Annotated in this window: 25 protein-coding genes; 15 read left to right on the top strand and 10 right to left on the bottom strand. The window is 50.1% G+C overall.

Translation table 11 applies throughout. The features are described from left to right. Position 1: 1 nt before the first annotated feature. The 3 genes from AB6B37_RS06855 to AB6B37_RS06845 are packed head-to-tail and all read right to left on the bottom strand — an operon-like array spanning position 2 to position 2,046. Positions 2-904: a polysaccharide deacetylase family protein gene (locus AB6B37_RS06855; RefSeq protein ID WP_371398148.1), complete on the bottom strand. Its 903-nt coding sequence runs from the start codon at positions 902-904 to the stop codon at positions 2-4. After that, on the bottom strand, positions 905-1,738 hold the full coding sequence (locus tag AB6B37_RS06850; protein WP_371398147.1) for an SDR family NAD(P)-dependent oxidoreductase: 834 nt from the start codon (positions 1,736-1,738) through the stop codon (positions 905-907). Further along, positions 1,738-2,046 carry an REDY-like protein HapK gene (locus tag AB6B37_RS06845; RefSeq protein WP_371398146.1) on the bottom strand — a complete coding sequence of 103 codons (309 nt, stop codon included), beginning with the start codon at positions 2,044-2,046 and terminating at the stop codon, positions 1,738-1,740. The genes AB6B37_RS06850 and AB6B37_RS06845 overlap by 1 nt, the downstream gene beginning before the upstream one ends. 118 nt (positions 2,047-2,164) lie before the next feature. Here AB6B37_RS06845 and AB6B37_RS06840 point away from each other — a divergent pair, with 118 nt between their 5' ends. From AB6B37_RS06840 to AB6B37_RS06825, 4 genes are read left to right on the top strand one after another with little or no spacing between them, the layout of a single operon-like run. Next, positions 2,165-3,388: a methyltransferase domain-containing protein gene (locus AB6B37_RS06840; protein ID WP_371398145.1), complete on the top strand. Its 1,224-nt coding sequence runs from the start codon at positions 2,165-2,167 to the stop codon at positions 3,386-3,388. After that, positions 3,388-3,750, top strand: coding sequence for a hypothetical protein (locus tag AB6B37_RS06835; protein WP_371398144.1), 363 nt, complete (start codon positions 3,388-3,390; stop codon positions 3,748-3,750). The genes AB6B37_RS06840 and AB6B37_RS06835 overlap by 1 nt, the downstream gene beginning before the upstream one ends. Then, positions 3,704-4,648: a hypothetical protein gene (locus AB6B37_RS06830; RefSeq protein WP_371398143.1), complete on the top strand. Its 945-nt coding sequence runs from the start codon at positions 3,704-3,706 to the stop codon at positions 4,646-4,648. Before AB6B37_RS06835 ends, AB6B37_RS06830 begins: the two co-directional genes overlap by 47 nt. Next, a complete protein-coding gene (locus tag AB6B37_RS06825) occupies positions 4,645-5,454 on the top strand; it encodes an alpha/beta fold hydrolase (RefSeq protein WP_371398142.1) in 810 nt (269 codons plus the stop codon). The genes AB6B37_RS06830 and AB6B37_RS06825 overlap by 4 nt, the downstream gene beginning before the upstream one ends. Before the next feature lie 2 nt (positions 5,455-5,456). Here AB6B37_RS06825 and AB6B37_RS06820 read toward each other — a convergent pair whose 3' ends face one another. Continuing rightward, the gene (locus AB6B37_RS06820; protein WP_371398141.1) at positions 5,457-5,921 is read right to left on the bottom strand and encodes an Lrp/AsnC family transcriptional regulator; all 465 of its coding nucleotides are present in this window, start codon (positions 5,919-5,921) and stop codon (positions 5,457-5,459) included. 108 nt (positions 5,922-6,029) lie between these two features. Between AB6B37_RS06820 and AB6B37_RS06815 the strand changes: the two genes are divergently transcribed. Further along, a complete protein-coding gene (locus tag AB6B37_RS06815; RefSeq protein ID WP_371398140.1) occupies positions 6,030-7,079 on the top strand; it encodes a PLP-dependent cysteine synthase family protein in 1,050 nt (349 codons plus the stop codon). On the opposite strand, the gene AB6B37_RS06810 is transcribed toward AB6B37_RS06815, so the two are convergent. After that, entirely contained in the window at positions 7,076-7,999 is a 924-nt protein-coding gene (locus AB6B37_RS06810; protein ID WP_371398139.1) for a hydroxymethylglutaryl-CoA lyase, read from the bottom strand. The two genes, AB6B37_RS06815 and AB6B37_RS06810, sit on opposite strands and share 4 nt — an antisense overlap. Before the next feature lie 101 nt (positions 8,000-8,100). On the opposite strand from AB6B37_RS06810, the gene AB6B37_RS06805 reads away from it, so the two are divergent. The 4 genes from AB6B37_RS06805 to AB6B37_RS06790 are packed head-to-tail and all read left to right on the top strand — an operon-like array spanning position 8,101 to position 11,745. Beyond that, on the top strand, positions 8,101-8,769 hold the full coding sequence (locus AB6B37_RS06805) for an isochorismatase family protein (RefSeq protein ID WP_371398425.1): 669 nt from the start codon (positions 8,101-8,103) through the stop codon (positions 8,767-8,769). Further along, positions 8,759-9,700, top strand: a complete 942-nt coding sequence (locus AB6B37_RS06800; RefSeq protein ID WP_371398138.1) for a polysaccharide deacetylase family protein — start codon at positions 8,759-8,761, stop codon at positions 9,698-9,700. Before AB6B37_RS06805 ends, AB6B37_RS06800 begins: the two co-directional genes overlap by 11 nt. Next, on the top strand, positions 9,693-10,601 hold the full coding sequence (locus tag AB6B37_RS06795; protein ID WP_371398137.1) for a polysaccharide deacetylase family protein: 909 nt from the start codon (positions 9,693-9,695) through the stop codon (positions 10,599-10,601). The genes AB6B37_RS06800 and AB6B37_RS06795 overlap by 8 nt, the downstream gene beginning before the upstream one ends. Continuing rightward, positions 10,585-11,745 (top strand): CaiB/BaiF CoA transferase family protein, encoded by a 1,161-nt coding sequence (locus AB6B37_RS06790; protein WP_371398136.1) that lies wholly within the window; start codon positions 10,585-10,587, stop codon positions 11,743-11,745. Before AB6B37_RS06795 ends, AB6B37_RS06790 begins: the two co-directional genes overlap by 17 nt. On the opposite strand, the gene leuD is transcribed toward AB6B37_RS06790, so the two are convergent. From leuD to AB6B37_RS06775, 3 genes are all read right to left on the bottom strand, one after another. Then, positions 11,742-12,314 (bottom strand): 3-isopropylmalate dehydratase small subunit, encoded by a 573-nt coding sequence (gene leuD / locus AB6B37_RS06785; protein ID WP_371398135.1) that lies wholly within the window; start codon positions 12,312-12,314, stop codon positions 11,742-11,744. The genes AB6B37_RS06790 and leuD overlap by 4 nt on opposite strands. Beyond that, positions 12,311-13,693 carry a 3-isopropylmalate dehydratase large subunit gene (locus AB6B37_RS06780; protein WP_371398134.1) on the bottom strand — a complete coding sequence of 461 codons (1,383 nt, stop codon included), beginning with the start codon at positions 13,691-13,693 and terminating at the stop codon, positions 12,311-12,313. Before AB6B37_RS06780 ends, leuD begins: the two co-directional genes overlap by 4 nt. A 64-nt stretch (positions 13,694-13,757) precedes the next feature. Next, positions 13,758-15,941, bottom strand: coding sequence for a TonB-dependent receptor (locus AB6B37_RS06775; protein WP_371398133.1), 2,184 nt, complete (start codon positions 15,939-15,941; stop codon positions 13,758-13,760). A 142-nt stretch (positions 15,942-16,083) separates the two neighbouring features. On the opposite strand from AB6B37_RS06775, the gene AB6B37_RS06770 reads away from it, so the two are divergent. The 6 genes from AB6B37_RS06770 to AB6B37_RS06745 all read left to right on the top strand — a co-directional run bounded on the left by AB6B37_RS06770 (position 16,084) and on the right by AB6B37_RS06745 (position 21,481). Further along, entirely contained in the window at positions 16,084-16,542 is a 459-nt protein-coding gene (locus AB6B37_RS06770; protein WP_371398132.1) for a hypothetical protein, read from the top strand. A gap of 72 nt (positions 16,543-16,614) precedes the next feature. Further along, the gene (locus AB6B37_RS06765; RefSeq protein ID WP_371398131.1) at positions 16,615-18,198 is read left to right on the top strand and encodes an FAD-binding oxidoreductase; all 1,584 of its coding nucleotides are present in this window, start codon (positions 16,615-16,617) and stop codon (positions 18,196-18,198) included. A gap of 26 nt (positions 18,199-18,224) precedes the next feature. Next, complete coding sequence (locus tag AB6B37_RS06760; protein ID WP_371398130.1) at positions 18,225-19,094, top strand: VOC family protein; 870 nt, start codon at positions 18,225-18,227, stop codon at positions 19,092-19,094. Then, on the top strand, positions 19,095-20,087 hold the full coding sequence (locus tag AB6B37_RS06755) for a zinc-binding dehydrogenase (protein ID WP_371398129.1): 993 nt from the start codon (positions 19,095-19,097) through the stop codon (positions 20,085-20,087). A gap of 9 nt (positions 20,088-20,096) precedes the next feature. Further along, positions 20,097-20,816 carry a hypothetical protein gene (locus tag AB6B37_RS06750; protein ID WP_371398128.1) on the top strand — a complete coding sequence of 240 codons (720 nt, stop codon included), beginning with the start codon at positions 20,097-20,099 and terminating at the stop codon, positions 20,814-20,816. Beyond that, positions 20,813-21,481 carry a hypothetical protein gene (locus tag AB6B37_RS06745; protein ID WP_371398127.1) on the top strand — a complete coding sequence of 223 codons (669 nt, stop codon included), beginning with the start codon at positions 20,813-20,815 and terminating at the stop codon, positions 21,479-21,481. Before AB6B37_RS06750 ends, AB6B37_RS06745 begins: the two co-directional genes overlap by 4 nt. Positions 21,482-21,495: 14 nt before the next feature. Here the strand turns inward: AB6B37_RS06745 and AB6B37_RS06740 are convergent, their stop codons facing one another. Beyond that, on the bottom strand, positions 21,496-22,128 hold the full coding sequence (locus AB6B37_RS06740; protein ID WP_371398126.1) for a chromophore lyase CpcT/CpeT: 633 nt from the start codon (positions 22,126-22,128) through the stop codon (positions 21,496-21,498). Between the two features lie 7 nt (positions 22,129-22,135). Then, entirely contained in the window at positions 22,136-22,759 is a 624-nt protein-coding gene (locus AB6B37_RS06735) for a VOC family protein (protein WP_371398125.1), read from the bottom strand. Between the last annotated feature and the right edge of the window lie 64 nt (positions 22,760-22,823).

The raw sequence follows: 22,823 nt of genomic DNA, 5'->3' as shown, positions 1-22,823 counted from the left end.
TCTATACCGCTCCTGGCTTGACCTGGCTGGCAAAATGGTTCGCAATATCTTCGCGGCGAGCGACCCACACATCATTGCGGTCTTTGACATAAACTAAAAATTCACGCAGCGCCCAAATGCGACCAGGACGGCCAATAATGCGCAAATGAAGGCCAAGGCTCATCATCCGTGCGCCCTCTGTCTCAGCCTCCACAAGCAATTCATCAAATGTCCGCTTGGCGTAATCCAGCCACATCTGCGCCGTAAAACTTGGTGACAGCCAAAACTTCATATCATTACTATCGACTGCATAAGGTAATATTATCAATGGCTTATACGAACCATCTCCCATATCAATCTGCTCCCAACGTGGAAAATCATCGGAATAATCATCCATATGATAAAGATAACCCTCACGCACGAGGGAACGCCGAATATGATCTGTGTGTAGATAGCGCGATAAATAGCCGACAGGCTTTCGCCCGCATGTCGCAAGGATAAACTCTGTCCCCATTGCGATAAAGTCCCGCTCCTCTTCCTCGCTCATAAAGGCTGTAAATAGCCAGCGGTAGCCGTGACTACACGGCTCATCACCGCGCGCCATAATGGCGTCCGCTATCCACGGTGCCTTCTCTAGCGCTTGTGCGCAAACTGTCCATGTCGCTGGCACAGCCGCGGCATCGAGGACCTTTAAAATACGCGGCGCACTGCGATTAATACCGTATTGGTAATTGCTTTCATTCCCGTGGACACGAATAGGGGCTTTGAGGCCCGAGACAAGTTCATCAACAGGTTCATTGGCTTTATCGCCTTGCAAAATACCGCGCTCTGCCCCCTCCTCGACATTAACGACGATCGACAAAGCCAGTTTCGCGCCATTAGGCCAAGTGAAGTCTTTGGGGGCTGGGTCGGCAGGAACTGTCATCTAATGTGGTTCCTCGCCGCCCGAGACGTTCATGCTCTCCGCCGTAATGTAGCGCGCTTCATCAGAACATAACCACGCGACGGCGTTGGCGGTATCTTCGGGTAACCCTGGGCGGCCCATCGGTATGCGCGCCGCCATCGCTTTCAGGTAATCCTCTACACTAGCGGCACCCGTGACTTCGGCAAAATATTTGTTTTGCCAAGCGCCCAATGCCGTTGTGACATGGTTAGGACAGACATTGTTCACCGTTATGTCATGCCCACCAAGCTCAGTCGCAGCAGAGCGCACGAGGCCGACGAGGCCGTGTTTAGAACTGGTGTAGGCTTGTGCATGGGGGAAGCCTGATTTGGCGGCTTGGGACGCGATATTGACAATACGGCCGCCTTTGCCTTGCGGCACCATCACTTCAGCAGCGGCTTTGACGCCAAAGAAACTACCGGATAAATTTACATCGATCACAGCACGCCAATCATCTTCTGTGACGTCGAGTAACGGCTTCATAATATAGCCAATACCGGCGTTATTGACCCAAATGTCGAGTGAACCATGTGTGTCAACTGCATGACTGGCGAGCTTTCGCACATCATCCAACGACCGAACATCACAAACACACGTTGACGCCTCTACACCCGTCTTGCGAAGCTCACTGGCGATGCTTTCCATTTCATCTGTGCTACCGATATGCTCCGCCCCCGTGGCTGCATCACGCGGTGCGCCAATGTCGGAAATCACGATGTTCGCGCCGTCTTTGGCAAGGCGCAACGCAATCGCTTCACCAAGACCCCCGCGACGCCCAGACCCTGTGATAACAGCGGTTTTACCTATAAGCCGCATTACAGCTTCTCTGTGCTGATAAAGACCAGATCATCAGTCATGGCCTGAAACTCGGCTGCAATCTTTTGCATCGTCTCTGATCCTGCTTCTGCACCAAACTTGTCCATATCCAAAATATCGAGCGTTTCAAAATACTGATAGGGCGGTTTATCGTCGGAGAACAATAGGCCTGTTGTTTTATAGACTTCAAACATCTCAATAGAGCCAAGACCGTTAACGGTCGGGATATCCACTGTCCGCGCCCAAGTCTCATAATCATCAACACTGGTGTCGGGTTTTAGGTTAAATAAGACCAATATCTTTGTCATGGGATTGTCCTCCGTAAATGTCGCACCCTTTTGTGCAGCTACTGGACAACTCGCCTTGACTTTCGTCAACTCCAAATTGACTAAATATTATAAGCAAAAGAAAATTATGGAGGATATTATGAGCGATAAAAATATGCCGCGTAGCTATGACGGCCCGCCAGATTACCGCAATGTTGGCCTTCACGGTATGTCGCCCAAAACAACCCATGATGAGAAATCACGCTTTAATTTCTTGGCGCATTTAAACCGCCACCTTGCAAGTGAAATCCTTCCTGGCGTAAAAACGGCTTATGAAACACGGGTTGAACCAAAAAACCCGTTCCCCAATCACCGCAATCAAGTGCGTAAAGCTCTTCTTGAAGACTCTCTCTTCCAGCATTGGAGCGCCCTTCGTCGCGGCACAATGGAACTTCGGCAACAAGCTGGGCGGTGGGTGACACTTCGCCAAGCAAATGAGCTTAATAGTAAAGCGGCTGAAATGACAAAAGACGACCCCCGTCTTGTTCTTGATGCTAATTTAGACATTCCAAAATATCTGTCATCGATTGACCATCACTGTATGCCAGGCAGTTACCATGATGAGTTAGTCCCGGGTGACGTGACGGGTGCCGCCAATTATGATGTGGGTATTTTCGTGACAACAGGCGGTGGTCTAGGCAGATTTTCAGACGGCGGTGGTCAAGCCGTTGTGCAATGGATGCAAAAGAACCGCCCTGATTTTGCGCCTAAAAGAATTTTAGATATTGGCGGCGGTCTTGGCCAAAACGTCGTGCCAATAGCGCAAGCCTATCCTGACGCAGAAGTCGTTTGTGTGGATACTGGCGCGCCTGTGCTGCGTTACGGTCTAGCGCGCGCAAAATCGCTGGGTGTAGAGAATATTACCTTTGTTCAAGCCAATGCAGAGGACTTGTCACGCTTTCCTGACGGTCATTTTGACTGGGTGCAATCCACCATGTTCTTGCATGAAACCTCTGTCAAAGCGATGCCAAAAATCATGAAAGAAAGTCACCGCCTGCTCGCACCGGGTGGCCTTGTTATGCATGTCGAGCAGCCACAATATGCGGCTGATATGCCGCTATATGAGCAAGCCATCCGTGATTGGGACGCGTTTTACAATAATGAGCCATTTTGGACAAAAATGCACGAACTGGATTTGGACCAATGGATGGTCGACGCTGGTTTCTCGCGCGATGAATTAGTTCACGGCGGCGTTGCAGCCGTCGTCGATGCATCGCTGTTCCCCGAGCACGCCAATGACGATGTCGAAGATTACGGCCGCAAAGCTGCATGGCATATCGTCGGCGGGCAGAAATCAGATGCGGTGAAAGAGGCGGCGCAATAATGACCGAAGCCATCGACCCTCTTAAATTGGCAGGTGCCAAACCCAAGGGCAAGCGTCCCTACTTTCTAAAAGACCCTGATGTCGAGCGTGTGCTGGCTGTCACCATGGCCCTCGCACAAGAAGTGGCCGTAATGCGGGAGCGCCTAGATACGGTTGAACGTATTTTGGAAGAAAAAGGAACGCTGTCCCAATCTGATATAGAAGCGTATAATCCCCCAAAACCAATTGCAGAGGCACGCGGTTCATGGACCCAAGAATATCTCGCGCGTGTGCTCAGGATTTATCAGCAAGAAATTGAAGCCTTGGATAACGTTAATGAGCCAAGTTCAGAAGATATTGGACATGAATTGGGGGCTGAATAAGGTGATCACACGAGTTTTGCTGGCCACTGGCGTCGCAGTTACAGCCCTTAATATGGCAGCCTGTTCTGCGCATTCTTCTGATAGCTCTGATTCGCAATCACCAAATATTAAAGCTGACTTCCCTAACCCCGCCTCTGACTCTGCAACAGGCTGGACGCCAGAGCGCTATAAGACCTGGGTGCGCTCTCGCGCTGGCACAGGTGATCCCGTTTATTGGTATTCTGTTGGCACCTTGCGGGCCTTTCCAGGCGGCAAGCTCCTTTATAATTTTGAAGGCTATGACGCGGGTCGCGCGGAACGCATAAGCCCGACCATGACCAATCAATATTCGCGCAAAGTTTATTTTTACCGCGATATAGAGACGAATGAAGTCATTCGTGAAGTCAACGGTGAGCCTGTGGAGCCAATTGCCTATCCGTATCAATTCATCACCTATGAATACAAAACAGACAAAGATGAGCCTTATCTTCAAACGATGGTTGAACAAGGCACAGCCCCCAACGTTCGTTCTATCGGCCCGGGTACTGATATTACGGTCCGACAAATCGGTAATTTAGGGCTTTATACGGCGCCGTTGTTTTTGGATTTTGAAATTCCAGGCCAGAGCCAACGCTACCAAACCTTTGAAAATTATGATTTTGTCATTCCACAGGATGATAGTCAGCCCGGCATGATTACGTTTATGCGTTATGGCCCGTTACCGAAATGGGCGCAGTTCACAGATGAGAATGGCACGCTCGTGACCCAAGGCGCGATGCATATGACGACATGGCGCATCGCGGATTACAACAATGTTCCCAAAACCTTGCGGGATTATGTTGAAAGTGACGCGCCGCTATGGCGTGAGCCACCCAAGGACTTGGCCGATATTCGTAGGCTGCAAGGCGTCAGCGAATGAGCCTAGGAACAAAGAACCACATCCGTCGGGCTTTTGTAGACTCAGATTACGGGCAGATGCATTACCGTATCGCGGGTAAGGCGAGCGACCATAATACGCTCTTATGCCTGCACCAAAGCCCGAAATCCTCCCGCGAGTTTATACGTTTCATGGAGGTCGCCAGCCAAGACCGTTTGGTCGTGGCCATAGACAGCCCCGGTCACGGCGAGTCCGATGTACCCGACGCGCCTATTGGCATAGAAGGCTATGCGCGTGAGATTTGGTCAGCCGTAGACGCGATTGATTTAGGGACTGTTGATCTTGTCGGGCACCATACTGGCGCGAAGGTCGCAACAGAAATGGCGTTTCAACGCCCCGGTGATGTCGGCGGCATTGTTATGGTATCCGCTTTAGTGCTGAGCGTTGAAGAACGCGAAGGGTTTAAATCGATGTTCAAGCCCATCCCGCTTGATGACGACGGAACACGGTTCTCCCATATGTGGGCGCAAGCCTTGAAATACCGCGGTCCCAATGTAAGCCTAGAAATGCTAGCGGCTTCCATGGCAGAAAACATGCGGGCGGGCGAAGCCTATGAATGGGGCCATGAGGCCGCCTTTGCCTATAACGCCGTTTTTGAAGACCGGGTCAGTGCCTTACCGCACCGAATCACAGTGCTTAACCCTGCGGATATGCTATTTGACTATACGCCGCGCGTTGGGCCCCTTTTGCAAAACGGAGAGGTCGTTGACCACCCTGAATGGGGCTCTGGCTTTATGGACACGGATCCAGTTGGCACTTTCAATGCGGTAAAAAAGGCGCTGGGATAGCGCTAGCGCAACGGCAAAACAGTTGTAAACTTCATCTTTTCCATAGCGAAACTCGCAGATACATCGGATATTTTTACCTTGGCAATCAGGCGCTGATAAACCCGGTCGTAATCGGACACGCTTCGCACCATCATTTTTAGGATATAATCAACATCACCCGCGAGGCGGTAGAATTCGACAATTTCTGGCATGCTTTGGACGGTTTTAGCAAAATTATCCGCCCATACTTTGGAATGATCATCCGTCCGTATAGAGACAAATACGGTAAGCGGCAGCCCAACCTTATCATTATTAACGAGCGCCACGCGCCCTTCGAGGATACCCGCTTCCTCCAGTTTTTGCACGCGCCGCCAACAGGTATTCAGCGAAACCCCAATTTCATCCGAGATCGATTCGAGTGAGCGGGTGGCATCAGCTTGTAGAATTTCTAGTATTTGAACGTCATTAATGTGTAATTTTTCTATCATTAGGCAAATATAACAAAAATATTTCTTATTTACCAGCAATTACGACATCTCACTGCGAAGATTTTTGATAGCCCACATTGTAACATGACAAGAAAAATAGGGATTATCATGCTGGACTTTGTAAGCACTAGTACGAAAAAAACGACGGCCGTATCACCAATACCGCTACCCCCTATGTTCAAAGCTATTGAGCGTTTAATTGGCAAAACACCTTTGATTGCTGTTAAACTGAAATATCAGGGAGAGTTGCGCACCATTCACGCCAAATTGGAATATTTCAACTTATCGGGGTCTATCAAAGACCGTATGGCGCTTGAAGTTCTGCGTTGTGCTTACCAGACTGGTGCGCTCCGAGCAGGTGATTTGATTGTTGAGGCCACGAGCGGCAACGCGGGCATTGCCTTTTGTGCGTTGGGTCGGGCCCTTGGCCATCCCGTGCGGATTTATATGCCCGATTGGATGTCTGTTGAACGCATTTCGCTCATGAAAAGCTATGGTGCAGATGTGCGCCTTGTATCGCACGCGGAGGGCGGGTTTCTAGGCTCTATCAAGATGGCCGAAGACCTCGCACGTGAACGCAATGACGTTTTTTTGCCTCGTCAGTTTTCTAATGAAGATAATTGCAAAGCCCATTGCGGCACGACAGGGCCAGAAATCGCAGCGCAGCTAGGTGCCTGCCCTAACGCATTTGTGGCTGGGGTCGGTACAGGCGGCACAGTGATGGGCGTTGGTAAAGCGCTTCGTGCACTCTGCCCCAATACGAAAATCCACCCCATGGAGCCCGCAGAGAGCCCAACCCTGACCACAGGTCACAAAGTCGGCAAGCACCGTATCCAAGGCGTGTCCGATGAATTTATCCCGGACATCGTATGCCTGAATACGTTGGATGATGTGGTTTGTGTCAATGACGGGGACGGTATTATTATGGCGCAAATGTTATCCGCCAGGCTTGGTCTTGCTGTGGGGATATCATCAGGGGCTAATTTGATTGCGGCACTTAAGGTGCAGACCGCAATGGGTGCGGATAAAACGGTCGTGACGATATTTTGCGATGACAATAAAAAATATCTCTCAACTGATCTGACCAAAGTCGAACCTGTAAAAGACGGTTATTTGTCGACCGATGTTGAGCTGCTGAGCTATGAGGTTTGTGGTTAAGCGGTATAGCTTTTCGGCAAGCCTGCATTGGGCGTAAATCCGTAAATCGGCTCACCAGGCAATCCCTGTGCGAGATATTTGCGGCAATCAATCAGGGCTTCCAAATCAATCCCAGTATCGACACCCATAGCCTCAAACATATAAACCAAATCTTCGGTCACGATATTGCCTGATGCACCGGGGGATGCAGGGCAGCCCCCTAGCCCGCCTTGCGAGCTATCGATGACGCTAATGCCCTCTTCATAAGCCGCGAAGGCGTTGGCAATACCCAGTCCGTAAGTGTTGTGTAAATGCACAGATTTGACTTTATCCGCGCCCGCGACGTCGCGCGTTTTGCGGATAAGGCGTTTCACCTGTGCGGGATTGGCGTAGCCCACCGTATCAGACAGACCAAGCTCATCCACACCGGCCGCGACTAGACGTTCCGCCAGACGCAGCACGACATCCTCAGCAATCACCCCCTCAATGGAGCATCCAAAGGCCGTGGATAGCGCGCCTTCAAACTCTGGCCGCTCACCCTTGGGCTGCTCGGCTATGAGCGCTGCGATCGCCGCGACATTTTCAACCGCCTGATCATGGGTTTGACGGAGGTTCTTAACCGAATGGGTCTCTGATACAGATAATGGAAACCCCATGGATGTTACCCCCGCCGCGATTGCCGCCTGAGCGCCTCGCAAATTTGGCACAAGCGCCAATACGCGTAGACCAGGCAGCGTCTTTGCGTAAGTGACAATTTCCGCTGTATCCGCCAACTGCGGGAACAGCTTTGGCGGCACGAATGACCCGACTTCTATCTCTCTGAGCCCCGCGTCATACAGACCTTTAATCCAGCGTTTTTTTATGTCCGTCGGCATCACGCCTTTGCAATTTTGCAAACCGTCACGTGGCCCAACTTCGGAGATTAAAATTTTGTCTTTCATGTGCGTCTTATCCCGCTTAAATCTTAAGCTCGAGTTGAGGTGTATCAAGCCAAACACTGCCGTGATTAGGGATAGACATAGCCATGAGCACAGAATCTACAATGGTCTTATCAGACAAAACTGCACGCGAAATTTTCGATGAAATCCGCGCCAATCCAGCCCGCAAACGATTTGGCTACGGCTCGCGCATGGCAATTGTCAACGTTGACCCGCAAAAAGCCTACACACGTCCAGACCTGTTCAAAACAGGATATATTACTGATCCAGAACAGATGACACATATCAATAATTTGTCCAAGGCATTGAGAGACAAGAATTTGCCCGTTATTTGGACACATGTCGCCTATATGGAAAACGCAGCCGATTGCGGCGTGTGGGGCACACGCACCAACACCCCCGATAGCTTGCAAAATATCAAATTTGGTAGCGAGCGAGCAGAATTTGATGACCGCCTAGATATTCACCGCGATGTCGACGCCGTTTACACCAAACGCATGCCAAGTGCATTTTTTGAGACGCCGCTCAACAGTTTTCTGACATTCCACAAAATCGACACGGTCGTCATCACAGGCGGCAGCACAAGTGGATGCGTGCGCGCGACCGCTGTCGACGCCCTGTCATACGGCTACCGCACAATTGTCCCCATAGAAACGACTGCGGATAAGCACGAAAGCTATCACTTTGCCAACCTCACCGACCTACTCATCAAATACGCCGACGTGGTTGATGTGGCCGAAGTCTATGAATGGATAGAGGGTTATGAAGGCTGATCCCAACCTCTACGACTATTGGCCCTATGCGAACCGTCCTAAGATTACGTGGCCTGGGGGGAAGAAACTTGCGTTTTGGATTGCGCCCAATATCGAGTTTTATGAATTTATGCCGCCAGGTAATCCGCAGCGTAGCCCTTGGCCAAATGCCGTTCCAAATGTGCAGCAATATAGCCAGCGGGACTTTGGTAACCGCGTCGGGCATTTGCGTCTTATGGAGCTCCTCGACCGCCACAAGCTTCGTGGCTCAGTCAGCTTAAACGTTGCGCTGTGTGATCATCATCCAGAGATCGTTGAGGATTGCGCGCGGCGCGATTGGGAGTTTTTTAGCCACGGTATTTATAACACGCGCTATAGCTACGGCCTATCGCCCGACCAAGAGCAAGCGGTACTTGATGACAGCATTCGCAGTGTCGAGGCTGCCACGGGGCAGCGTATTCGCGGTTATCTTGCCCCTGCCCTGACCCATACAGAAGCGACGCTTGATCTGATTGCGGAAAACGATTTTTGGTATAGTTGCGACCTGTTCCAAGACGATCAACCGCAGCCCCTTAAGACGAAAACGGGCAAGCTTGTGTCTATGCCTTACTCTCTCGAGGTTAATGACGTGATTACTTACTCCGTCATGGGTATGGACCCGGACCGTTATGCCGATATTTTGAAACGTCATTTTGATCAATTATTACTAGAAGGCGAACGTAGCGGCACAGTCATGTGCATCCCCCTTCATGCCTATTTGGTTAGTCAACCCAACCGCATAAAGATGTTCGAGCAAGCCCTCGCCCATATCACCGCGCATCGCGACGATGTGTGGTTCGCAACAGGACGCGAGATTGCAAAGCACTTTATCGATAATTATTGGGATAGCTCCCTTGATGATATTAAGGCGCGCGGCGTAGCGACGGGCGGGACGGGGTTTAGCCATGGATAAGTCCTACCTCACCTATCCAAAGCGCGGCTATGGCCAAGACCATGAATTTTATAAGTGGCGTCTATCAACAGAGCGCAAAAATATACAATGGAAAGACGGCACGAAAGTCGCGGTTTCTCTCATCATTCCGCTAGAGTTTTTTCCATTAAACCCCAGCGGGGTGCCGTTTAAACATCCGGGTGCCATGGTCACGCCCTACCCTGATTTACGGCATTTTACGGTGCGCGATTACGGCAACCGCGTGGGCGTGTTTCGTATTTTAGAAGCGCTGGAAAACGCCGATGTAAAAGCCAGTTTTGCGGTGAACGGCGAGGTCGCAAGACGTTATCCCCCTTTGATAGACGCTATAAAAAACGCAGGACACGAGATTATTGCCCACGGCCTATCGACAGACCATATCCACCACGAAGGCCTATCAGCGAGTGAAGAAAAAGCTCTCATAACAGAAACGCTGTCTTGTTTTCATAGCGCGCCCAAAGGCTGGCTATCGCCTGCCCGCAATCAAAGCTCGCGCACATTGGGATTGCTGCGTGGCGCGGGATTGGATTATTGTCTGGATTGGGAAATGGACCAACTGCCTGTCGCAATAACGACCGATGTGACCCTTATCCCCAATAGCTATGAGCTGTCCGATTTCACCCTGCTTCATACGCGTCGCCAAACAGAAGAAAGCTGGCTGAAACAAATCCAAGATGCCATAGAGTTGCTCGTGTCAGAACATACCCGTTTTGGCGGACAAATGCTGGGCCTGACACTAACCCCATATGTCATCGGACAACCGTTTCGAATATGGGCTTTGAGGGCGCTTTTGGCCCATGTCAAAGACAATCCAGAGGTCAACACTCTAACTGCGGGCGAGATTAACCAACAATTTGTGAGCCAAAATGCAAACCCCTCTTAACGGTATAAAAGTCATAGAGTTTTCCCATATGGTCATGGGGCCGTGCGCGGGGTTGATGCTGGCCGATATGGGAGCGGAAGTCATTAAGGTCGAGCCATTGGGCGGCGATAAAACCCGCAGGCTCCGTGGGGCGGGGGCTGGATATTTCCCGATGTACAACCGCAATAAAAAATCGCTCTGCATTAATCTGAAATACCCAGAGGGCAAACAAGCGGTGCTTGATTTGATTAAAGACGCTGATGTTTTTATTGAAAACTTTCGTCCCGGCGCGCTGGCCAAGCTTGGCTTTGGGTATGAGGCGTTAAAAGCCCTAAACCCACGACTCATATATTGCTCTGAGAAAGGGTTTCTTGACGGCCCTTATTCTCACCGCACGGCGCTCGACGAAGTCACGCAGATGATGGGTGGTCTGGCCTATATGACAGGCCCCCCAGGGCAACCATTGCGCGCTGGCGCATCAGTCATCGACGTCACTGGTGGTATGTTCGGCGCGATGGGTATTTTGGCAGCGCTTAATCAACGCCACGTCACAGGAGAAGGCAGTCATGTTAGCGCTGCCTTATTCGAGACCACAGTCTTCCTTGTTGGGCAGCATATGGCACAAAAAGCCGTCACAGGCACAGCCGCCGCGCCCATGCCCGCGCGCGTATCAAGCTGGGCCATATATCAATTATTTGAGACCAAAGATGATGAACAGGTTTTTGTTGGAGTAGTGAGCGATAGTCAGTGGAAGACACTCTGCGAAGCGTTTGATTTACAAAACTTACTGGACGACCCGACGTTGGCTGAAAATCGTGACCGTGTTATTCATAAAGACAAATTCCTGCCGCAGATAATCGACAAGTTCAAATCCCTCACTAAGGCCGAACTCATGGCTAAAATAGAAATGCTTGGCCTGCCCTTTGCGCCGATTGGTCGACCAGAAGATATGTTTGACGACCCGCACCTGAATGCGGGCGGCGGGCTACTGGATATGGAAATGGAAGACGGCGGACGGTGCAAACTCCCCGCCCTGCCCATATCGCTCAATGGTGAGCGCTTAGCTTTGTCTTTGGACCCACCCAAAGCGGGCGAGCATACAGATGAACTTTTGTCTGACTTAGGGCTAGATCTTGCGGCCTTGAAAGCCAAAGGCGTTATTTAATAGAGCCAAGGACGCTGTTGGCTGTCGCGCGCAAAGTGTTGGTCAATATCAGCCTTATGGCTCAACGTCATAGCAATTGGGTCGAGCCCACCAATGAGCATCGCTTTATCGCCCTCTGGAATATCGAAATGAAAATTGCCAACTGTCTGCGACGACAAATCAATGGTCACGTCACGGCCTAGCTTTGTAATTTGGTCATTAGAAAGCTGAATGGGTAAAATTCCGTTGCGCACGCAATTATTATAAAATATCTCGCCAAAGCTCTCGGCAATGATGGCGCGAAAACCATATTCTTTCAGCGCCCAAACCGCATGTTCGCGTGAGCTACCGCAGCCAAAGTTTTTCCCCGACAGTAATATAGTCGCGTCTTTAAATTCAGCTTTGTTCAAAACGAAGTCAGGATTAACGGTTCGTCCTGACACATATCGCTGCCCTGCAAACAAACCCCCGCTCAACCCTGTTTTGCTGACCGATTTCATTTCGCGAGATGGGATGATCTGATCCGTGTCAATGTTATCCACCATCAGTGGCGCAGCGATACCCGTATATTTTAAAAACGGCGCGTTCATGACACATCCTCTGGGGCACAAATGGTGCCCATCACAGCTGACGCTGCGACAACGGCAGGGCTTGCCAAATGTGTGCGCACATCTGGGCCTTGCCGACCTTCAAAGTTGCGGTTGGTGGAGGATATGACCCGTGACCCTCGCGCAAATGTGTCTCCTCCTGCATAAAAACAAAAGGCACACCCGGCAGCCCCCCACACAAAGCCTGCATCTTTAAAAATCCTGTCGATGCCTTCCGCCTCGGCCGCGCGCCGTACTGACATGGATCCAGGCACGCAAATCGCTGTAACACCGTCCGCGACTTTCTGCCCCTTCAAAACAGTGGCCGCCGCGCGTAAATCAGATAGTCGCGCATTGGTGCACGACCCAATAAAGGCTCCGTCAATCTTCAGCGCGCTGATACGCTCGCCACCTGATAACCCCATGTAATTGAGCGCTTTTTCGTTATCATCATCCAAAATTGGAACAGCGTCGGTCATCGCCGCTGCTTGAGCAGGGCTTGTCCCCCACGTTACAGTAGGGCGCACGGCGGTGGCATCAATATGATGCACAAAATCATAATTAGCATCCGCGTCACTCTGCAAATTTTTCCAATAATCCGTTGCCGCGCCCCAATGCGCCTCAGAGGGGGAAAAGCGCTTGCCCTTCAGGTAGTCTGCGGTCTTATCATCGGACGCAATGATGGCTGTAAATGCCGCGAACTCAACCGCCATATTGCAAAGGGTTAAGCGCTCTTCAACAGAGAGCGCATTCACAGCTTCACCGCAATATTCGACGGCGCAGCGTCTAGCTCCTGCAGCCCCGAAGGTCTTGATGATGTGAAGAGCCAAATCTTTGGCTGTGACGCCCGCGCTTAATTTCCCGTCAATCTGAATTCTCATTTGAGGCGGCTTTTTCACGCGCAAACACCCTGTCACTATCGCGTGTTCCGCGTCGGTTGAGCCAATACCCCAGGCGAGCGCGCCAAGTGCGCCTTGGCTGCATGTATGGCTATCAGGACAAACAAGCGCTAGTCCGGGTTGCACGATGCCAAGCTCTGGTGAGATAACGTGAACAATACCTTGTTCAGCGTCTAACACGTCGATCAGGTTTATGCCGGCCTGCTTCGCCGCTTCGCGCGTGGCCGTAATAAACACGCCGCCATCAGGCGTGCGAGAGCTATCCGCGCCGCGACCAGCGTCTGTGGAAACAATATGATCCATTGTACAAAAAACATGCTCTGGATGTCGCGGAGTGCGCCCAGCTTCTAGCAGAGACATAAGCGCGACACTGCCTGTGCGCTCGTGCAGGAACACACGATCAATGGCGATTAGGTCTTCATCACCGTCTAAGGACTTTACGCGGTGCGCGTCCCATAATTTATCAAACAAAGTTTGGTTCATATCTATATAATATAAGGGCAGCCGCACAAAATGCGACTGCCCTAAATCAAATGATTTAAACCGCTTAGAAATTAAAGCCGATATCAACGCCGTAAGTGGCGGGTTCAGCCGCATAAACGGCATTGCCAGTGGCTGTACCAGCCCGGAAATATTCCTCATCCGTCAAGTTTTTGGCCCAAAGGGCGATATTCCAATAGCTATCATCTGGACGATAAGCGATGCGTGCATTGACCAAAGTCGGAATTTCAGACAACGCACTGGCTGGCGAGTTAGCAACAAGGTTAAAGCTATCATCTTCAAAACTAACGTCGCCAGAGAATGAGAGGTCACCAGAGGTGAGCGGCAGAGTATATGTCGCGGCTACATTCGCTTTGTAATCAGGGGCGTTTTTAAGGCCCAGTCCCAAAGCACATTCAACGGTCGGAACGCCGCCAACGCAAGGAACGCCACTATTAGTAAGCGCCGTCGCTTGATCGAGGGTTAGCTGCTGATATTCCCCGTCAAGAAGCCCAAGATTGGCGGCAATCTCGAAATTCTCAACAGGCTGCCACAACATATCAAACTCAAAACCCTGAATTTCAGTTTCGTCCACGTTAAAGCGTGTGAAGCCAAGTCCCGGAACGGTCGCAGCAATCTGCAAATTATCATATTGATTGTTAAAATATGTACCATTGAACCGCAGCGTATCGCCCATAAATTGCGACCGGAAACCCAGTTCAATCGTTTTCACCTCTTCCTCTTGAACGGGTAAGAAACAACCGGTGGGACCGAAACAATCTGGCGAGAAGCCTGCACCCTTAAACCCTGTCGAATAAGACCCGTAGACCATGATGTCATCTGTCACATCATAATCAAGCTTGGCCGTGTAGCTTAGGTTGTCAAAGCTTTGGTCGGCTGTATTGCTAAGGCCCGATGATAGATTTTGACCAAAGAAGTCACGGCTTTCATCTGTATAACGCACACCAGCGGTCACTGTTGCGCGGTCTGTTACGGCGTATTCACCCTGACCAAAGAAGGCAATGCTCTCTGATTCAGACGTCAAAGTGAATGGGAACACAAAAGCCGTATCAAGTTGTAGGTCTTCTTTAAAATAGAAGGCCCCAACGACATAGTTAAATGGCCCCTCCAAATTAGAGCTAAGCGTGATCTCTTGGCTGAATTGGTCCTGATCAGTTTCTTGTGCAAACGGGAAACCAATATGTGAACTTAAATCGTCATTAAGTGTGCGGTAGGACGTAATGGTCTGCAATGCATATCCACCAAGGTCGCCATTAATCGTTGCAGCTAGACCGCGTGACCGTGTCTCGTTACTGTGACCATTAAAGCAACCAACGGGTCGGGTGAACTGGAACGGACCGGCTGGCGCTGTTGTGCCTGTTGCGCAATTTGCGCCGGGGGCAGGCTCTACCGTGAAAATATTGCCGTCCCGATCAAGACTATCAACGATGGACGCCGGGATAGGATCAGAATCATCATTGGTCATATCACCCGTCAAAAGGACATCCCATCCATTACCAAAATCATGACTAAGCATACCCCTCAACGCCAAAGTATCGACCTTACCGACGCCCTCTAACGCTTCGTTTGCCGCAGCACCTGACGGATTAATATCAAAAAACCCGTCACGCGACTTCATCAGACCTGAAATACGCACAGCCGTATTATCGGTAACGGCAAGGTTTGCTGTTCCTTTGATGTCGAGCCTTTCATAATTACCGACAGTGATTTTACCGCTAAAGGATGTCTCGTCTTGCGGCTTTACGGTTGTGATTTTAATCGCACCACCATTACTGTTTCGACCATAAAGCGTGCCTTGCGGACCCCGTAGAACTTCAATTTGCTCAAGATCAACCAGATCAAACAATGATCCAACAAGACGTCCGTAATAAACTCCGTCAACATATGTACCAATAGCTGGCTCTACAGCACCTCGGCTTTCGTCCTCGCCAATACCGCGTAAAAAGATGCGCGCCGCGTTCGCCGTGCCTGTATTTGTTGCCAAATTTAGATTGGGGACAGTTTTCTGCAAATCAAGAGTACCGCTAATTTGCTTTGTCTCTAAGTCTTCTGCGGAAATCACTGTCACGGCAACGGGTACATTTTGAACCGTATCGGTCCGACGTTGCGCCGTCGTAACGATTTCGTCGATTTGCGCTTGCGCGACTGTTGGCATTGCCAGCAAAGCGCCGACACCAATAATGGATAGAAGTGATGAAGTTGAAATTAGTCTTTTACGTGTTGTGTGCATGTGGGCCTCCCGTTGCGCGTTTGTGGTCCCTCGCGTTCTCTTGATAGAACTGTTTTGTTGATAATCTAAATCTGTCTTGGAAAAAAAATCAGACTTTGATTTGAAACAAACGAAACTCTGCGTCGAAAATCATGATGCAAATATGACACAATTTGATGATTTTCATGCTCATATGCCCGCCATGCGTGCACACGCAGGCACCTGGGAAGGCGTTTACACCCATATAAATCGGGACGCAGAGATATTAGATAAACACGCGGTGAACGTACGGTGTGAGTTTCCCTCATCAGGTGACTACGTCTATGTTCAACACAATCATTTCACATGGGATGATGGTCGGGAATACCGTGCAACCCTCCCCGGCACATATCGGGACGGGCGGCTTTGGTGGGATTTGGAGACCTTCTCTGGATCTGCTTGGGAAACTAAAGACGGGCTGATTTTGCTAAATTTGGACCGCAAAGATGACCCTGGCGCCAATTTTTTTGAGATTATCGCCATGGGCTCTACGGGACAGCAACGATCCCGAACATGGCATTGGTTTAAAGATGGTGCGCTATTTAAACGCACGCTTTGTGATGAATGGAAGGTCAGCGATTGACGAGACGCAAAGTCAACAAAGCGGTAATCACAATAGGTTAGATGAAATACGACATAGATATGAGGAACCGCAATGAACAAGCGCTTATCTGACGATGATATGAAAAGCCTAACACAAGTTTTGGGAGCAGCAGGGCTGTCTGATGAAAAAGCCAAACGCGAATTGTTCAGTCAAGATATTTGGTCAGTCGGTGAAACCGCAGACTTTGTTATCAGCCCCCATAATACAGAGCAATTGTCAGAGGCGGTGAAGATTGCCTCTCGCGGCAAAGTGCGCTTGAATCCGCGCGGTGGCGGAATGTCCTATACCAATGGTTATACACCATCAAAGGATAAGACGGGTATTTTGGATTTTTCCAAAATGGATAAGATTCTCGAGATCAACGCTGACGATATGTATGTCACCGTTCAAGCTGGGGTCACATGGATGGCTCTTTATGAGGCGCTGAAGCCACTCGGCCTTCGTACGCCGTTTTGGGGACCGTTATCGGGGTTTAGTTCAACGATTGGTGGCGGGCTTTCCCAAAACAATGCATTCTTCGGCGCAGGCACACACGGCCCGTCGACCGACAGCGTAACCTCACTAACCGTTGTCTTAGCTGACGGCACAATCGTGAAAACAGGCACAGCGGCCAGCCCAAGGGGCAAACCCTTTTGGCGGCAATACGGCCCTGATTTAACAGGATTATTCCTCTCTGATGCTGGCGCGCTGGCCTATAAAGCAGAGGCTACCTTTCGCTTAATTCCCCTACCCGCGCATGAAGGTTACGCAAGTTTTGAATTTGATACATCAGACGGTTGGGTGCGGTCGCAAATGGAAATGGGGCGTCTTGGCTTGGCCTGTGAGTTATTTGGCTTTGACCCTAATCTGCAGGCCGTGCGCATGAAACGCGCTAGTTTTGCCGCCGATGTTAAAAGCCTGACCAATGTCATTACGAAACAAAAAGGCGGTATCCTTAAAGGCCTAAAAGAGGGCGCCAAAGTCGCTATGGCTGGACGCGGTTATATGGATAATGTCGCCTATTCTGTGCATTTCATGGTCGAAGGGCATTCGGACGCAGAAGTCGCTGCTAAAGTGAAAACCCTGAAAGACATAGCGGTCCGTCATGGCGGCAGCGAAATTGAAAACTCTATTCCAAAAATTATGCGCGCCAATCCCTTTGGCCCGCTGAACAATATTTTAGGGCCGCAGGGAGAGCGCTGGGTTCCTATACACGGCATTGTCGGCATGGGTGACGGTGCCGAATGCTTGGCTGAAATTGAAGCATTATTTGCATCGATGGAAGATGGATTTAACACGCATGAAATCACAACAGGATATCTGCTCACGACCCTGTCAACCAATGGGTTTCTCATAGAACCTGTGTTTATCTGGCCCGAGGAAATCCATCCCATCCACGAAATCACGGTTGAGCCATCGGTCCTGAAACGGATCAAACGGTTTGAGACAAACCCAGACGCCACAGATTTCGTTAAACAAGCCCGCCAAGGCATTTTGGATATATTTTCAAAATACGGCGCAGCGCATTTCCAAATCGGGCGCACATATCCCTATGCGAAGAACATGAGTCCAGAGACCTTTGAGGTTCTTAAAATGATTAAAGCAGGTCTTGACCCCGACGGTGTTATTAACTCTGGCGCTTTGGGATTGGACTAACCGTGCATCTCATACGGGGAACAACATTGACGGTTGCAAATATTGCGGCCTCTCGCGCCTTATATTGCGACTGGCTCGATTATCGATGTGTTGAAGAAGGCGTAATTACCAAAGATTTGGCACAGAGTTGGGACGCACCTAAAACGGCGGGCTGTCGCTATGTCTTGCTACAACCCGCCTCTAACCGCGAAATCTATATTCGCCTGATTGAACAAGCCGCGGTACCGAGTTATAAGCCCCTGCGCAGTTACGGGTGGGCGGCTATTGAAATTTGCAATCAAGATACGCTGACGGTCAATGAACGCATGGAGCGCTCACCATTTAAAATTATCGGGCCACCCAAAGAACTTGACGGTTTGCCCGCCATTTTTCCTATGCAAGTTCAAGGGCCTGATGATGAGATTGTCTATTTGACTGAAATTCGTGATGACCTTGCAGAATATGATCTTCCCCGCGCTCAAAGCCTGATTGACAGCTTATTCATTCTTGTCCTTGCCTGTTCTGACATGGAAGCCACAGGGGCATGGATGCAAAAGCACTTGTTGATTGAAAAAGGCCGTAGCATCGAATTGATTTATTCGATGATCAACAATGCGTTTAATTTGCCCGCGGATACAAAACACACAATCGCGACCTTAAAGCATGAACGCGACGTCTTCTTGGAAATCGACCAATATCCCGACGGCACAATCACCCGTCCAACACATGACGGTATGCTGCCACCTTGCGCCGCAATTGCGTCCTTTCATCATCCTGATTTTGAAGCTGTTATGGCCGCAAATGACGGGCTATGGATTACACCGCCAACGCGGCGCGACGGGATAATGTATAAAAGCAAACGCGTTGGCACGCTCCGTGATCCCGACGGCACTTTAATCGAAATGATAGAGGCTTAAATGAAACAAATCGTCCTAAAACATAGTATTGAGTCCGCTCCAAAAGCCAAGGATTTCACGGCCATAGATGTTGCTAGACCCGAATGCCCCGACGGCGGCGTGTTGGTGAAGGTCAAATTCATTTCTATTGATCCCTATGTTGGCCATCTGCTGAATAAAGGGCATATGCACCAAAAACCACCGATACCCATGAAAGGGAAAATTCCCAGCGGCATCGTCGGCGAAGTTATTGAAAGCGATACACCCAAAGTCAAAAAAGGCGACCACATCCACGCAACAGATGGATGGTGGGCCGAGTTTAACACGTTTTTTGATAATGAATTTACTGTGGTAGACGCCAAAGCAGCCCCCCTAAGCACCTATGCCGGCGTTCTAGGTATGCCTGGGTTAACTGCATGGTCTGGCGTCACGCAGCTTGCCCGTGTTCATGACGGTGATGTTTTCGCGGTCAATGCTGCAGCTGGCCCTGTAGGCGGTACGGCAGGACAAATCGCGCGTATGAGAGGCGCGAAGACCGTGATTGGCATCGCGGGCGGGCCAGAGAAATGCAAAATGGTCCAGGACGTTTACGGCTTTGACGCTTGCGTTGATTACAAATCAAAAAATTGGAAAGATGATTACAAAGCTGCCGTTCCAGACGGCGTATCAGTCCATTACGAGAATGTCGGCGCAGACCAATTGGCTTTTGCCATGCAAAACCTCAATCTTTACGGCCGTGTCGTGCTTTGCGGTTTGGCTGCCCACTACCACAGTTCTGAACCTGCCATGACTCTCATCGGGCCAATTGTTGGCAAGCGGGCAACTGTCCACGGCCTTGTTGTCTATGACTTTTATCCCCGCTGGGAAGAATTTCGCGCCGAAGTCGCGCCTTGGGTTAAATCTGGCAAAGTGACAATTACTGAGGACCGTGTTGAGGGTTTAGATAACGCGGGCGCGCTTATGGAAAAACTGATGACTGGCAAAAATGTCGGCAAATGTATTGTCGCGCTTTAGGGGGCTATAATGACAAACCATAGGACCATACGCGGTACGATAGCTTACACATCCAAAAAGCCTGACCGGATGAATCAAGAGCGTGGACGAGAGTTTTTCACCCTGACCCAACAAAGTGACGGCACCTCTGTCCTCCATGCGCATTGTGAAATTGACGATGCGCCAGATGTCATCCGTGATATTACGAGCTGTTTTGATACCCAAACGATGAAGCCCCGCGACGGTGCATCCCGATTGACGATTGGGGGCAAATTTGAAGGCTCAGGTTGGTTTTATTTCACGGACAGCGCGTGCGAGCTTGAAGTCTATAACGTCAAAACAGGTCGGGCGTCCGAGGCAATGCCCTTAGACACGCCCGCAACATGGTTTGGCAATCACGCCATTGTTAATGACGGCTTCCTGGGTAAGTTCTTCCCGCTGGGCTGCGAGCCTGGAAAGCGCCGCATTGCCAATGTAATGATGAGTTCCCCTGATCACCGCGGCGCAACAGGACCAGAGCTCTTCCCGCTATCATTTGGCTTAATCTATACAGGCAATGAGACCATTACAGTTGGCGCGGGCACGTTTGAAGCAAGACGGTTTGAGGTTGTCGATACAGCCGAAGGTCTACCCGAAGAGCATCCGCCCTATGTTATGTGGACGACCAATGATGAAGACGGCATCTTCCTGCGTGGCGGCGTGGACGGCTATATGATGACGCATTATGAATTAGTGGAACTGTCCCGATGATCACGCTTTATGGCAGCCTTGTTTTCTTCCACATCTTGCTGTTTGTGTTTTGGCTTGGCGCTGATTTAGGGGTAGCCATATTAGGCGATCACTTCCGTAAACGCAGTTACTCCATTGAGGAACGTCTGACAATTTTAAAGCTATTGGTTATCACGGATATGGGGCCGCGTACGGCGTGGGCTCTCATGATTGCCAGCACAATATCATTGGTTGCGGCCGGCGGTTATTGGGCAGTGCCCTTATGGGGTGTGGTTGCGGCATGGGCGGTGAGCTTAGGCTGGTTATGGCTCGTCTGGGCGGCGCATCTCGCCGGGCAAACGCCAAAAGCAACAAAACTTAAGAAGATAGAGATGGTGTTGAAGTGGGGTTTGGCAGCCTTTTATTTAGGTCTTGGCGGATTATCGCTAGTAACAAATGCCCCGCTAGAACCCAACTGGCTCGCGAGTAAGGCCTTACTATTTGGCTTGATATTCGTCGCCGCTATTCTGATCGACGTGATGTTTAAGCCTGTTGGACCATTATTGATGGCCCTGATTGAGAAAGGTTCCTCGGAAGAAACAGAAGCACCGCTTCTCAAGACGATGAACAAATCGCGGTTTTGGGTCCGGATGACCTATCTTTTGCTCGTGATTGTCGGCTTTATTGGTACGACACAACCGTTTTAGGCTTAACGAAATCACTAGGGTTGAGTAACGAATCGCGTGTTCATTTCACCCGGTTTCGAGCCCCATAAGAAGTTCATATCAATGTCATAACCACGCTCTGTTGTTTGGTATAAATCTGCGGACAAAAAACTCTCAGACTCAATGCGTATTTGCATATTTCGGCGCTTAGAATCGATAACGCATGTTTGTGGGTCAACATACCCTGACCAGTCGCCATTGCTTCCCTGTGTCCATTGCGGGTCACACCCAGCATTAAACGTCGGCTTGAAATCGTCTTGCGTGAGTTGAGCAAGCAATTCAGGCCGCTCCCAGACATCTGCATAACGTTCAGGGTCGTTAAGACCATAAGCCTTTTGCACCAACCCCTGCCCGTCATCACGTTCGACGAAATTATAGACGCGTTGACGATAGAGTTTAAAATCCTCGCCCGTATTCATTTGGCTATAGAACCACACGCCCGTTAAAGCGTCGGATTTTATACGCATTCGTCTGTCTCGAATAATGGATCCATCGCTATCTTTTGCTGTCTCAAAAGTCTTATCAAAAATTACTGCAAATTGCTCTGATGTTGACGGCGTATTGTTGTCAGACATACCCGCGCAAGATGACAATACTGATGACGCGATAAGAAGAGCTGTTAGGCGCATAATCACCTTATTGGTAGCTTTCACGGTCAAGTATCTTATTCAGTTCCATAAAGTATCCGTCACGGTCAAATAGGTAACATGTACGCACAACAATGGGCGGTGCGCCGTTACGTCCTGGATAGGTTGTTTCGCTGCCGGGGTTCGTCATATGGATACCTTCCAATTTCGCAGCCGCAGCACAATGTTCATCAACGTTTTCAGTATTAAATACTAAGACCGCATCCCCAATACCAAGACGACGGCGAGGTTCGCTTGGTGTTTCCAATTTTGGGTCTAACCACTCCAGCATACCAATCCAGCCGACCCAACTATCATTGGTGCTGAGTAACACGAGGCGGGCTTTGGCCCCTGGTTCGCCAGCGGGCAAAGACTTCCCGCTCATTGTAACTTCAGTATCGTAATTAACCTGAAAACCCAAAACATCGCGGTAGAGCTTGAGGCTTTCGTCAATGCTAGACACGATTAGCGAAGTACGGCGAAGGTCTGTCGGAAATTTCTGCATTGCCGCATCTGGGGCCGCAATCGAGGTTGTTGTATCATTAGCTGCGTCCTTGTCAGGCGCATTTGCACCACAAGACGATAATAAAACCGCGAAGAAAGTGGTTGCTCCAAATTTCAAAATTGCTTTCATGTTCTTCATCCTTTTACAAAAAAGCCCGACGCAAAACGCCGGGCTTAGGGAAGTATTTTTCTCG

The organism is Fretibacter rubidus, from assembly GCF_041429785.1.
GTDB classification, from domain to species: domain Bacteria; phylum Pseudomonadota; class Alphaproteobacteria; order Caulobacterales; family Maricaulaceae; genus Fretibacter; species Fretibacter rubidus.
This window is presented reverse-complemented; position numbering and strand designations above follow the sequence as displayed.